Raw genomic sequence first — 12649 nt, 5'->3', positions numbered from 1 at the left:
AGATTCCGCCCTTTGTGGGCGGGTTATCTACCGAGTGTTGAAGTTTGGAAAAAAAAGATTTTAAGGAACTCAAATGAACACAAAAGTAACAGAAACCTATCCGCTCTCATCTGGTCAACAAGCTTTATGGTTGCTCTACCAAATAGCTCCAGAGAGGGTCGCCTATAATATATTTATCACCGCCAAAATCAATTCACCTTTAAATATTTCTGCCTTCATCACTGTATGGAATAAGATTGTTGAACGCCATCCTATTCTCCGAACTACATATACTAGTCATGAAGGTAAACCACTCCAGCAAATTAATGAAGCACAGGAATTGAGTATTGAGTTAATAGATGCTTCCCACTGGAGTGAAGATTATTTAAAGGAGAGGATATTTGCGGAAACTGACCGCCCATTTAACCTAGAAACAGATTCCGTTTTGCGGATTAATTTGTTTACTTGTTCTGAAAAAGATCATATTCTGTTGCTAACAATGCACCACATTGCGGGTGATATGTGGTCTTTTGATTTACTGCTGAAAGAATTTCAGGCTTTGTATACTGCCCAAATCGAACAAGCAGATAGTGTTAAAGGCTCTTTAATCCAAAATAAATCATATACAGAATTTGTCCGATGGCAGTCAGAAATGCTATCGGATGAGAGGGAAGAAAAACATTGGCAATACTGGAAAAAACAATTAGCTGGCGAATTGCCTATTTTGAATTTGCTCCCAGACAAACCCCGCCCACCCAGACAGACTTATCAAGGAGAAACATATCTTTTTAGGTTAGAAGAGCAGTTAATTGAAAAACTCAATAATTTGGCTCAAACTTCTGGTAAAACCCTTTATGGAATTCTGTTAACTGCATTTTTCGTGCTGCTTTATCGCTATACTAACCAAGAAGACATCCTCATAGGAAGCCCAATGAGAGGGCATAGAAGTGGAGATTTCAAAGCGATTATTGGCTACTTCGTTAATCTGGTTCCCTTACGAATTTTTCTAGAAAAAAACATCAAATTTACAGAACTCCTGGCTCAAGTTAGTAACACTGTAAAAGAGGGTCAAAAACATAAAGACTATCCATTTTCTAGATTGACAGAAAAACTTGCTCCAGAGCGAGATCCCAGTCGCCCTTCTTTATGTCAAGTGATTTTTACCTGGCAATCGCATCGGTGGTGTCAACCAATAGAGAATTCATTACATAGTCAAGAACAAGTGCTTCAGATGGAGCCATTTTTACTCGGACATCAACGCGGTGCAGATTTCGATCTGAATTTAGCGGTGATGGAAGCTCAATCAGTTTTGCAACTATGTTGGCAATATAATACTGACTTGTTTGAGGCTAGTACAATTACGCGGATTGCAGGGCATTTTGTCACCTTGCTTGAAGGAATTGTCGCCCATCCAGAAGCGCTGATTTCCCAACTACCAATCTTAACTGCAACTGAACAACAGCAGTTAATTGAATGGAACAATACTCAAATAGATTATCCGCTCGATCGATGTTTACATCAGTTGTTTGAACAACAGGTAGAGAAGACACCCCAATCAGTAGCAGTAGTATTTGATTTTCAACAACTGACTTACTCCCAATTGAACGATCGCGCCAATCAGTTAGCACATTATTTGCGCTCATTAGGTGTGGGTGCAGATGTGCCCGTAGGCTTATGTGTGGAACGTTCGATCGAAATGCTTGTGGGAGTGTTGGGAATTCTCAAAGCTGGTGGTGCTTATGTTCCCCTAGATCCAGAGTATCCAGTTGAGCGTTTACACTTGATGTTGTCAGACTCACAAATTAGAGTGCTGCTGACACAACAAAAATTCGTAGAGACGTTGTATACAACGTCTCTACCTACACATCCAGCACACTTAGTTTGCTTGGATACAGACTGGTCAGAAATTTCGCAGCATAGTCCAACCAATCCCACCTGTGATGTCCAACCAGAAAACTTAGCTTATGTAATTTATACCTCTGGTTCCACAGGTCAACCCAAGGGGGTAGCGATGAATCATCTACCCTTGGTGAATCTGATCCTTTGGCAAGTGCAAAATTCGACAATTTCGCCTGGAGGCAAAACCCTGCAATTTGCGCCAATTAGCTTTGATGTCTCTTGCCAAGAAATGTTCTCAACTTGGTGTAGTGGTGGTACATTGCTCTTGATTAGTGAACAATTACGCCGCGAACCTGTAGCTTTATTAGATTTACTCTCGCAACAAGCAGTAGAAAGACTGTTTCTACCTTTTGTCGGCTTACAACAGCTAGCAGAGGTAGCGACGGAGAGTAAATCGGAAGTGCAACTGCGGGAAATCATCACCGCAGGGGAACAGCTACAGATGACACCAGCAATTATCCAGTGGTTGAGTCAGCAAAGCAATTGCACTTTGCACAATCATTATGGGCCTTCAGAGAGTCATGTAGTTACCAGTTATACCCTCAATCAGACAGGAGAAAGTTGGCCCTTACTGCCACCGATCGGTCGCCCCATAGCCAACAGCCAAATCTATATCCTGGACAGCCATCTCCAGCCAGTACCAATCGGAGTACCTGGAGAATTGCACATTGGCGGTGTTTCCTTAGCACGAGGCTACCTGAACCGGAAAGAATTAACTAGTGAAAAATTCATCGCCAATCCCTTCGGGGATAGGGGTCAGGTGTTAGGGTGTAGGGAAGAAGAATTTCCCCAACCCCTAACACCTACCCCCCAACCCCCAAAACTTTACAAAACCGGAGATTTAGCCCGCTATTTACCGGATGGGAACATCGAATACTTGGGACGGATTGACAATCAAGTAAAAATACGCGGCTTCCGCATTGAATTGGGTGAAATCGAAGCATTATTAAGTCAACATCCTCAAGTTCAAGCGGCTGCGGTGATTGTCCGGGAAGACACACCCCTAGATAAACGGCTAGTTGCTTACATCACATCGCAATCGTCAGCGACACCGACAAGCAACGAACTGCGGCAATACCTAAAAGCGAAGTTACCAGAATACATGGTGCCGAGTGCTTTTGTGTTATTGGACACTCTGCCTTTAACTCCGAGTGGTAAAGTCGATCGTCGCGCTTTACCCGAACCTTCCGATCGCACTAGTTCGGACACCTTTGTTTTACCCCGGAACCCCGTAGAAGTGACGCTCTCACAAATCTGGTCAACAATTCTCAAACTTAACCTTGTGGGGGTAAAAGATAACTTTTTTGACCTTGGTGGTCATTCTCTGTTAGCTCCTTACTTAATGGCTCAACTTAAGGAACACTTTGGTAAGGATATCCCTTTAACTACTCTGTTTGAAAATCCTACGATCGAACAGTTAGCAATTGTGCTGCAAAAAGGTGTGGATACTTTCAGTGATTCTCCTTTGGTAGCTATTCAGTCTCTTGGTTCTAATCCACCTTTGTTCTGTGTTCCCGGTGCGGGTGGCTATCCGTTCTATTTGTATAACTTAGCCCGTTGTCTCCCTTCATACCAACCTCTCTATAGTTTCCAAGCAAATTATTACAAGCAGAAATTGACAAGCATCTCCTATGTGAAGGAAATAGCTGCTTACTACATTCAGGCAATGCAGAAGCTTCAACCCCAAGGGCCATATTTTTTGGCTGGACATTCTTTTGGTGGTAAAATAGCTTATGAAATGGCACTACAGTTGCTCGATCGGGGAGAAGAGGTGGCTCTGCTGGCTATTCTTGATACTACAGCACCAGCGGCAATACCAAGATCTTACGTGGAACTGCTAGAAAAGATGGATGATGCTTCATGGATGATAAGTTTTGATTACTCCATGAAAGCTGTCTATGGTAAAGAGTTAAATTTGGATGCTGAACAACTTCGATCTTTGGCTCCAGAGGCACAAGTTCAATATGTTTTAGATTCCTTGAAAATGGCCGATCTTTTACCTCCTGATGCTGAACCAAGTTATTTGTCCGAGGTGTTGCAAATTTACCGGGCTGAAAGTATGACTGTTTATGTCCCAGAACTGTTTTATCCAGTCCCCATTAGTTTATTTCGTTCTAGTGACGTTTTTGCGGTGGATGAGTCTGAGATTTCCGATCCGGAACTTCTTGAATATTCAAAATTTTTTAGAGAGAAAGCTTTGGGTTGGGATGCCTTTTCTAGCCGACCAGTGGATGTCCACTGTGTTCCAGGCAACCATGTTACGATCCTGCGTTTACCCCATGTTCAGGTTTTAGCAGAACGGTTGAACGCTTGCATCCAGCAGACACTTTTGACAATCAAGAATCGGGAATCAACTTTCGTTGGCTAAAAAGATTCCGCCCCCAAGGGGCGGATTATTTATATTACCAAAAAAGCTGAAGATTTCGCACCTCCTTTATTAGGAAAAGCACAGGAAGTGAGGAGTTTCTTTTAATAAGTTTTTTGTCGATTTTCTAAATTGTAGTATTTGGTTTAAGGCAAAAAATGGAATTTTTAGAGTTTGCTTGACTAATTTAGTTGACCGATCGATAATTAAAGTTGGCAAAGCAGTTTGCAAGGAAAAATATCATGTCTAACGAAATAGGAACAAACAGCAAAGCTGTACCTTTTTTCGCTCGGTTCTTAGATGATTCTATTTCATCTTCTTCGGCTGATGAAACTGAAACTCCACAAGAACCGACTCCAACTCCTCCAACTCCTCCTCTTCCTCCTTTTCTATTTACTTTCAAGTTTCCTTCGGATTGGGAAGATTTTTAAATCCCGATTTTCGCTCGGAAAACAAGGAGTAAAAGCGCACAAGTGTCAACTACTCTTGGAAGCATGATCTTTGCTATCTTAAAGTAAAATTAAAATAGTAAGATCGTGCGTTCCTAATAGAGTGAAATTTGGCGATCGTCTGGGAGCAAGGATTTAAGAAAAGCTACAAAAAATTAAGATGGTAATCATTGAGTTGGGGATATTTGCTAATATTTGTAGCTTTTCTAAATAAAAGTTAAAAGTGTGAGAATCACAAATAAATTAAGATAAATGATTGATTGGCGATAATTCCTAAATATCGAGCGAAGAACACCCTCAAAAGAAGTATCTTATGCCCCTGTCCCGTGATGTTGTTTTATTAATTACCCACAGCGGTGATTTCTTCACAATAGATAGAGTAGCAGAAGCTTTGTCAAAAAAAGGGGTGCAACCATTTCGCTTCGACACTGACAAGTTTCCCCTGGAAGTACAATTAACAGCACAGTTTGACAGGTCTAAAAGTTATCACAGGTTGGAATATGGGGGGCATTCTATCAGTACAGAGCAGGTGCAAGCTGTGTGGATGCGCCGTATATGGGAGCCAAAATTGGGTGAAGAATTAGCTCCTCAGTTCCTCCAAGCTTGCATTAAAGAATCACTGGCGACTTTGGATGGTTTTTGGGATAGCTTGAGAGAAGCTCGTTGGGTGGATAATTTAGAACGAATTAATGTTGCAAATAATAAGTTGCGTCAACTGCGAGTTGCTGAGGAAGTAGGTTTTGTGATTCCTAAAACTCTGGTTACTAATAAAGCGGAAACAGCAAGGGAGTTTTTTCAACAAGTTAAGGGAAAAATGGTGAGTAAGTTGTTAACTTCTCTTTCCCGCAGTATGGAACAACCTGCTTTTTTTCTTTACACTAGTGTGGTTAAAGAGGAAGATTTACTTGATGCTGATTCACTGCGTTATTGTCCAATGGTTTTTCAAGAAGAGATTCCTAAACTGTTGGAATTGCGGGTGGTGTATGTGAATGGTAATGTATTTGTGGGGGCGCTAGATGCGTCTGTTTATGCAGGAGCGAAAGTTGATTGGCGTTCTCCGGGTGTTGATGTTGGGAAATGGCAACATCACGAACTTCCTGAAGAAATTGTTTGTTGTCTTAAAGCTTTTATGGGTAAATTTGGGTTGCTGTTTGGAGCGTTTGATTTTATTGTGACACCATCGGGAGAATATGTGTTTTTGGAAATTAATCCGATCGGAGAGTGGGGAATGTTGGAGAAAGATTTGGATTTGCCGATTTCAGGTGCGATCGCAGACGCTCTAATTGACTAACATTTATCTAATACAATCAAATGACAGTTTTAATTATTACTTACAGCAACGACAACGAAAGTATTCCTTTGGTAATGAAAGCGATCGAATCCAAAGGAGAAAAAGCTTTTCGTTTTGACACAGATAGATTTCCTACCGAAGTGCTACTAGATATTAATTATGGTGATGGTGAACGAGTAATTATTACTGATGGCGAAGAAAAGCTAGATTTAAGTGAAGTTTCCTCAGTTTGGTATCGCCGGATGCGTTACGGGGCAAAAATTCCTCAGTCGATGGATAGGCAATTTAGAGATGCTTCAATTGAAGAATGTCGCCTTAGCGTTAGGGGAATGATTGCTAGTTTAAAAGCATTTCATTTTGATAAAATGTCTAATGTGGATCGGGCTAAAAATAAGCAACTTCAGATGCAAATTGCCAGGGAAGTTGGACTGAGTACTCCCCGCACTTTGACTACAAATAATCCAGAAGCAGTGAAGCAATTTGCTCAAGAGTTTCAGGAGCAGGGTATTATTACCAAAATGCTTTCTTCCTTTGCTATTTATGATGAGCAAGGTCAAGAACAAGTTGTGTATACCAGTTTAGTTACACAGGAAGATTTAGAAAATTTGTCAGGACTACGTTTTTGTCCGATGACGTTTCAAGAAAATGTGCCAAAGGCGTTAGAATTACGGACAACAATTGTGGGACATCGGGTATTTACAGCAGCAGTAGATTCGCAAAAGTTGGCGGGGTCTACTTATGATTGGCGCAAAGAAGGTAGAGCTTTAGTTAAAGATTGGGAAGCTTACAATTTGCCGGAAGATGTTGAGAAAAAGCTGCTGAAACTCATGGCTTATTTTGGGTTAAATTATGGTGCGATCGATATTATTGTTACACCGGACGATCGCCATATATTCCTGGAAATTAATCCCGTTGGCGAGTTCTTTTGGATGGAAACATTTTCGCCAAATTTCCCGATTTCTGAAGCAATTGCCGAAATTTTAGTCAAAAAATAACTTGTAATAAATTTGGTTCGTTGTGAGGACTTTAGTCCTTTTATTCAGGGAATATACGACCCAAGTCGCTACTACGAACTTTTCTTTTAGTTTTGAAATTACCTAAAATGCAGATATAATAAGTTTCGTCGGACTCTTTGCTTCTTTTAGTTCGATGAAAACAAGAAACTCAATAGTTCTGGAATATGCAAACTCAAGTTGTTCGCGATCAAGCCTCAGAGACTACTTCTTCCGGTTTTTTTAAGTTTTGGGAAGATGTCAAAGCGATCGCTCAACCTTATTGGTATCCCACCAAAGCAGAAGGAAGGGCGTTTTCCGATGTAATAAGCTCTTGGGTAATGCTGTTTTTACTGATATTATTAATAGTTTCTCTGGTAAGCGTAACGACATTTAATAGCTACTGGAATCGCTATGTAATCAATATTGTTATTGAAGAAAAAGACCTTTCTAAGTATCTGGATACGCTATGGATTTCCACTATGGGTATTGTGGTAGTAGCTGTCTTAGGCGCATTTTCTAGATTCGTTAGAAAAAAAATTGCTCTTGATTGGTATAAATGGCTGAATAATCACATTTTAGAAAAATACTTAAGCAATCAAGCCTATTATCAAATCAGCTTGAAATCTGTACTAGATAACCCCGATCAACGTATAGCTCAAGAAATTGAACCCATAACTAGATATTTTCTCAGTTTCTCAGCTACTTTACTGGAAAAAGGGCTGGAAATGGTAACTTTTTTAATAATTCTCTGGTCAATTTCCCCAACAATTACAATTATTTTGGTAATTTATACGGTAGCGGGTAACTTTATTGCCATTTACTTGAATCAAGAAATGAACAAGATTACTCAAGAGGAACTGAAATTTAGAGCCGACTACAATTATTGTTTAACTCATATTCGGAATCATGCGGAATCAATAGCGTTTTTTCAGGGAGAGGCTGAAGAAGCAAAAATCATCGAGCGGAGATTTAATAATGTCATCTCTACTATTGAACGCAGATTCAATTGGGAGAGAAGTCAAGATATGTTTAATAGAGGATATCAGTCTGCTATTACTGTATTTTCAATGTTTATACTAACACCTTTATTTATCACAGAAAAAATTGATTTTGGAGAAATTAACCAAGCTAGTTTATGTAGTTTTCTCTTCTCTAGTGCTTTAGGACAATTAATCAGTGAATTTGGCAGTTCAGGACGATTTTCTAGTTATGCTGAACGGTTAGCAGAATTCTCAAATGCCTTAGAATCTGTTAAGCAAAAACCCAAAAATGTGAGTAGGATTAAAACTATAGAAGAACATGGTTTAGCTTTCGAGAATTTAACTTTACAAACACCTGATTATCAACAAGTGATAGTAGAACATTTATCACTTTCTGTACCTGCGGGAGAAGGTTTATTAATAGTTGGGCCTAGTGGCAGAGGGAAAAGTTCTTTATTGCGTGCGATCGCAGGTTTGTGGAATGCTGGAAGTGGTCGGTTAGTGCGACCGCCTTTAGAAGATATGTTATTTTTACCGCAACGACCTTACATAATTTTGGGAACTTTGCGCGAACAATTACTTTATCCCAATACTAATCGGGAAATGAGCGATCGAGAACTCGAAGCTGTTTTAGAACAAGTTAATTTGCAAAATTTACTGCCACGAATCGAAGGTTTTGATAAAGAAGTTCCTTGGGAAAATATCTTATCTTTGGGAGAACAACAACGCCTTGCTTTTGCACGAATACTAATAACTTCTCCCAGATTTACCATATTAGATGAAGCCACCAGTGCGTTAGATTTGAAAAACGAAGGCAATTTATATCAACATTTACAAGCAACTCAGACAACTTTTATTAGTGTAGGACATCGAGAAAGCCTGTTTAGTTACCATAAATGGGTATTGGAGTTAGGAGAAAATTCTCAATGGCAACTTATTTCTATCTCTGATTATCAACAACAAAAAGCAAAGACCACTAATCCTAAATCTAATGGCACATCCAGCGTAAATACCATCCTGACTCGTTAGAACGACTGAAGTCGCAACAACAAACTTTCAGGTTTGTTGTGAGCACTTTAGTGCTCGCAACGACTGAAGTCGCAACAACAAACTTTCAGGGAAGTATTTTACAAAAGATAAACTCAAATGAACCTAGATAAACATAAATAAAAATCTTGAAATATTAGTTTGGTACATTTTCGGATATGCTCTTTCTATAATGCAAAAACTTGCGGGCTGCGAGTTGAGGAAAGGCGATGAGCGACCTATTCAAAGGCTTTCAGGATTTACTAGAATTAGCCAAAACTTTGGAAGAAAAACTGGAAAAAGGAGAACTGAAAGCGGATGTGCAAATAAATGCTCGATCGCTCAGTAATATTCCTCCTAGCGGCAGTATTCCTCGTAATAGTCCGTCCGGCATTGGCAACAGTCGAATTCGCACCCAGATTTAGCTTTGTTAGGCGATCGAGCAGCGGTAGAAGCAATCCGTCGTTATCGTACACAAGGGTTAAGCGATCCTAGTGCGATCGAAATTACCACAGAAGATTTCAAAACAAGGCGATCAATACCGAAAACCTGGATTGTGGTTATCTCCAAATAATTCAGCATTACATTATGATTCTTATGACAACGACGGTAAACGTTATGGTGAACCATTAAATAACTTTTTTGAAGTTAAAGACCAATGGATTCACATTACTTGGGTGAAGCAAGGAATTGAATATAGGTTTTATCGCAACGGTCAATTGTTTGCTACCAAACCTGCACCAGATAGCTTTTATACTAATAAACATTCCTCTTACTGGATTGGTAAAGCTGACACTTTTTGGGATGGACAAATTGCCGAATTTGCGATTTGGAATTACGCTCGGAGTGTAGATGAAATTCAAGCGAATTTGTATGAAAATTTAACGGGCAATGAATCAGGACTTATTGGTTATTGGCCTTTTAATGAAGGTGCTGGTAGAATGGTTAAATCCTGAAAAAACCGGACTATATTTTGACTCTTCCGACCTCACAGGTCAACAATTTAAGGGCAATTTAGATAACTTTTTTACAGCCGAAAATGAGTGGGTTCATATTACTTGGGTAAAAGCAGGGAAAGAGTATAAATTCTACCGTAACGGTGAATTATTCGCTACAAAACCAGCACCAGAAACATTTTATCACAACCAAGAAAGTAAGTATTATATGGCAACAAAGGCAGAAACTTCAACCTAGCGATCTAAATGCCGATCAATGCTTCGGGAATGCGATCGCAATTTCCAACGAATATGCTTTCATTGGTGGTGGCGATCGCTTTGCATCAGCAGGTATTAAACGCCCTGGTGGTGCCTACATTTATCGCTTAGAAAATGGAGTTTGGAAACAACACCAAAAACTCTTATCTCCTCAACTTGGTACTAACGATCTCTTTGGTTATTCTGTCGCTGTTTGGGGAGAATATGCTTTAGTTGGCGCAGTTAATACTACAGTTTCCGGCGTTTTTGGTGTAGGAACTGTTTACGCTTACAAATTAGAGCAAGGAGTCTGGCAATTAAAACAAAAATTACAACCCGATCGCGCCAAATATTGTGGTCCCGACCGGAAGTGAACAATGTCTTACTTTCAGCATTAGAAGAAAAAATGTTAGTGTTGCCAGCTGCGGCACAACGTCAGGAATATATTAAAGTGCATTCAGAATTTCGTGCTATTTTTACTTCTAATCCAGAAGAATATTGCGGAGTTCATGAAACTCAAGACGCACTAATGGATCGGATGGTGACAATTGATATTCCAGAGCCAGACGACCTAACCCAGCAAGAAATTTTAGTGCATAAAGCTGGATTGGTGAGAGGAGATGCTTCACTAATTGTAGACTTAGTGAAAAAGTATCGTCAGCGCACGCAAGCTGAGAAATCCTCTGGATTAAGAGCTTGTTTAATTATCGCCAAAGTTTGCCACACTGAGAGTATTCCAGTGGCGTTGAATAATGATGACTTTCAAGATATTTGCAAAGACGTTTTGCTGTCTCGTGCTAAAGTTGCTCAAAGTGAATCCAAATTGATTTTGCAAGAATTGTTCAAAGATACGCCACCAACAAAGCGGCTTTCTGCTAAACGTGGAGAGGCAAAAAGATGATTAGAATTCGGACAATGAAGCAAGTTCGGACAAGTGGAACGATCGCCAGTTTTCGCGCCTGTCAAACATTGAGCCATTTGGATTTATCAGAGAGCGCTCGCGCCCGTGCCATAGGTGCTACCGCAAAAATGCTGGCAAATGAAGCTCGAAGACAATGGTTAATTAGACAGTGGAAACGCCCTGATTAACAAACATTTTTTAGTAACTATAAAATTGTTAAGTAAGTATCTGCTGATTCCGAGGGTAAAACTTTTAAAGTTTGGTTGCGTAAATCAGGTTCTAAACCGAGAGCTTCTAAGGGAATTACTCCAATTAAAGCATCTCTACCACCCGGTAATTCCAAACATTCAAAAGTGCCTTCTCGATCGCAAAGGGATATTTTAGCATCTTGAAATATCCGGGCTTTACTAAATCCAGTTGCGGTAGCAACATCTACTTCTTTGAGCAATTCAAGACCGAGTTGGGCGATCGCTTCCGATGGCAAGCATAATGTAGTTGCACCCGTATCTACCAAAACGTTATCTAATGTGATGGAACGTATTTGGTCAGTTGGAATAAATCCTCTTGCGGCAGCAGACTGGTCAGCACGATTGGTAATGGTGAGCGTAACTAAAACTTTACCCATTGATTTGTCGGAACTGGTGTACATTGCAATTTCTCCTTTGAGTTACTTTATCTTAAAGAATGACGAATAACTGTGATTTTCAGGTTATTAATTCGATTTTCATTCAGTTTCTAATGCTTATGGGAGCAATTGTTCGATCGCAGATACATCCAAACCTGTAACGCTGGCAACCTGTTCCACCGTCATTCCCTTTGCCAGTAAATTGCTTGCAGTTTGTAATAACTGTGACTCAACCCTGTCTGCGCGTTGGCGTTCCTGTTCTGCGCGTTGGCGTTCTTGTTCTGCGTGTTGGCGTTCTAGTTCTTCAGGCGTTGGCAGTAATTCTCCTTCCAAAGTTGCCCAGCGTAACCAAATTGCATCAATCCCTTTATAATTTCCTTGCCATTGCTGCAAAGCTAATCCTAAAGATTCGCTCCGTAGTTGATTGCGATCGTTACGAATTAGAGGTTGGTAAACTCTTTGTTGAATCGAAAAACCTGCCCAATCATCAGGATTAAAAGGGTCATACCAGAAATATTCCGGCACCCGCATTTGGTTTTGATAAATCAGCTTTTTCTCGTTTTTATCTGCCGCAGCGGTACTTTTTGAAAGCAACTCAATCACGACATCTGGTGCTTTTCCTTCCTCCCAAACAACCCAACTTCTGCGTTCACCTTTAGGCACACCCAACACCACAAAAAAATCTGGCCCTTTAAAGTCTTGGTTTCGCAGCTGTGCCAGACTGTAGTAAACAAACATATTGCCACCAACAAACCCATCCTCTCGTTGTGACAACCAAGGAATTAAAGCATCGATCAGCAAATCCATCTGCGCTTTGTGTCTTGCACTTTCCATTGGTTCACCATCATCATAAGGAAGTTCGGCTTGGGTGGGCGGAGATTCAATCAGAGTTGCAGGTAAAGTAGTTTCTGACATTGCTGTTAAAGTGAGGTAGCCCTTTTTCGGA

12 protein-coding genes and 1 pseudogene are annotated in these 12649 nt (G+C 40.3%); 11 read left to right on the top strand and 2 right to left on the bottom strand.

Translation table 11 applies throughout. The features are described 5' to 3' along the window. Positions 1–73: 73 nt before the first annotated feature. From ACE1CI_RS31600 to ACE1CI_RS31550, 11 genes and pseudogenes are all read left to right on the top strand, one after another. Entirely contained in the window at positions 74–4246 is a 4173-nt protein-coding gene (locus tag ACE1CI_RS31600; protein ID WP_413262073.1) for a non-ribosomal peptide synthetase, read from the top strand. A gap of 239 nt (positions 4247–4485) precedes the next feature. Continuing rightward, on the top strand, positions 4486–4674 hold the full coding sequence (locus ACE1CI_RS31595; RefSeq protein ID WP_413262074.1) for a microviridin/marinostatin family tricyclic proteinase inhibitor: 189 nt from the start codon (positions 4486–4488) through the stop codon (positions 4672–4674). A 331-nt stretch (positions 4675–5005) separates the two neighbouring features. Beyond that, on the top strand, positions 5006–5983 hold the full coding sequence (locus ACE1CI_RS31590) for an MvdC family ATP-grasp ribosomal peptide maturase (protein ID WP_413262075.1): 978 nt from the start codon (positions 5006–5008) through the stop codon (positions 5981–5983). Positions 5984–6003: 20 nt separating this feature from the next. Further along, the gene (locus ACE1CI_RS31585) at positions 6004–6978 is read left to right on the top strand and encodes an MvdD family ATP-grasp ribosomal peptide maturase (protein WP_413262076.1); all 975 of its coding nucleotides are present in this window, start codon (positions 6004–6006) and stop codon (positions 6976–6978) included. A gap of 185 nt (positions 6979–7163) precedes the next feature. Then, positions 7164–8987 carry an ABC transporter ATP-binding protein/permease gene (locus ACE1CI_RS31580; protein WP_413262077.1) on the top strand — a complete coding sequence of 608 codons (1824 nt, stop codon included), beginning with the start codon at positions 7164–7166 and terminating at the stop codon, positions 8985–8987. A gap of 227 nt (positions 8988–9214) precedes the next feature. Next, positions 9215–9400: pseudogene (locus ACE1CI_RS31575) on the top strand (AAA family ATPase); the annotation flags it as partial. Between the two features lie 78 nt (positions 9401–9478). Continuing rightward, positions 9479–9940, top strand: a complete 462-nt coding sequence (locus ACE1CI_RS31570; protein WP_496615962.1) for a LamG-like jellyroll fold domain-containing protein — start codon at positions 9479–9481, stop codon at positions 9938–9940. Then, positions 9909–10178, top strand: coding sequence for a LamG-like jellyroll fold domain-containing protein (locus ACE1CI_RS31565; protein WP_413262081.1), 270 nt, complete (start codon positions 9909–9911; stop codon positions 10176–10178). Before ACE1CI_RS31570 ends, ACE1CI_RS31565 begins: the two co-directional genes overlap by 32 nt. Continuing rightward, positions 10084–10551 (top strand): FG-GAP repeat protein, encoded by a 468-nt coding sequence (locus tag ACE1CI_RS31560; RefSeq protein WP_496615961.1) that lies wholly within the window; start codon positions 10084–10086, stop codon positions 10549–10551. The genes ACE1CI_RS31565 and ACE1CI_RS31560 overlap by 95 nt, the downstream gene beginning before the upstream one ends. After that, complete coding sequence (locus ACE1CI_RS31555) at positions 10548–11078, top strand: hypothetical protein (protein ID WP_496615960.1); 531 nt, start codon at positions 10548–10550, stop codon at positions 11076–11078. The genes ACE1CI_RS31560 and ACE1CI_RS31555 overlap by 4 nt, the downstream gene beginning before the upstream one ends. Then, entirely contained in the window at positions 11075–11266 is a 192-nt protein-coding gene (locus ACE1CI_RS31550) for a hypothetical protein (RefSeq protein WP_413262083.1), read from the top strand. The genes ACE1CI_RS31555 and ACE1CI_RS31550 overlap by 4 nt, the downstream gene beginning before the upstream one ends. A 17-nt stretch (positions 11267–11283) precedes the next feature. Here the strand turns inward: ACE1CI_RS31550 and ACE1CI_RS31545 are convergent, their stop codons facing one another. Next, positions 11284–11727: an aspartyl protease family protein gene (locus tag ACE1CI_RS31545; protein ID WP_413262084.1), complete on the bottom strand. Its 444-nt coding sequence runs from the start codon at positions 11725–11727 to the stop codon at positions 11284–11286. A gap of 93 nt (positions 11728–11820) precedes the next feature. Further along, positions 11821–12618: a Uma2 family endonuclease gene (locus tag ACE1CI_RS31540; protein WP_413262085.1), complete on the bottom strand. Its 798-nt coding sequence runs from the start codon at positions 12616–12618 to the stop codon at positions 11821–11823. Positions 12619–12649 lie beyond the last annotated feature (31 nt).

This window comes from Floridaenema flaviceps BLCC-F50, from assembly GCF_041929275.2.
Classification (GTDB): domain Bacteria; phylum Cyanobacteriota; class Cyanobacteriia; order Cyanobacteriales; family Aerosakkonemataceae; genus Floridanema; species Floridanema flaviceps.
The sequence above is the reverse complement of the archived record's forward strand: the minus strand, read 5'-3'. Positions and strand labels throughout refer to the sequence as shown.

What these genes read in the sequence shown, in the direction of transcription:
- ACE1CI_RS31595 (WP_413262074.1), top strand. Translation starts at nt 4,486, where the DNA reads ATGTCTAACGAAATAGGAACAAACAGCAAAGCTGTACCTTTTTTCGCT.
- ACE1CI_RS31545 (WP_413262084.1), bottom strand. Translation starts at nt 11,727, where the DNA reads ATGTACACCAGTTCCGACAAATCAATGGGTAAAGTTTTAGTTACGCTC.
- ACE1CI_RS31540 (WP_413262085.1), bottom strand. Translation starts at nt 12,618, where the DNA reads ATGTCAGAAACTACTTTACCTGCAACTCTGATTGAATCTCCGCCCACC.
- ACE1CI_RS31585 (WP_413262076.1), top strand. Translation starts at nt 6,004, where the DNA reads ATGACAGTTTTAATTATTACTTACAGCAACGACAACGAAAGTATTCCT.
- ACE1CI_RS31580 (WP_413262077.1), top strand. Translation starts at nt 7,164, where the DNA reads ATGCAAACTCAAGTTGTTCGCGATCAAGCCTCAGAGACTACTTCTTCC.
- ACE1CI_RS31565 (WP_413262081.1), top strand. Translation starts at nt 9,909, where the DNA reads ATGAAGGTGCTGGTAGAATGGTTAAATCCTGAAAAAACCGGACTATAT.
- ACE1CI_RS31600 (WP_413262073.1), top strand. Translation starts at nt 74, where the DNA reads ATGAACACAAAAGTAACAGAAACCTATCCGCTCTCATCTGGTCAACAA.
- ACE1CI_RS31590 (WP_413262075.1), top strand. Translation starts at nt 5,006, where the DNA reads ATGCCCCTGTCCCGTGATGTTGTTTTATTAATTACCCACAGCGGTGAT.
- ACE1CI_RS31550 (WP_413262083.1), top strand. Translation starts at nt 11,075, where the DNA reads ATGATTAGAATTCGGACAATGAAGCAAGTTCGGACAAGTGGAACGATC.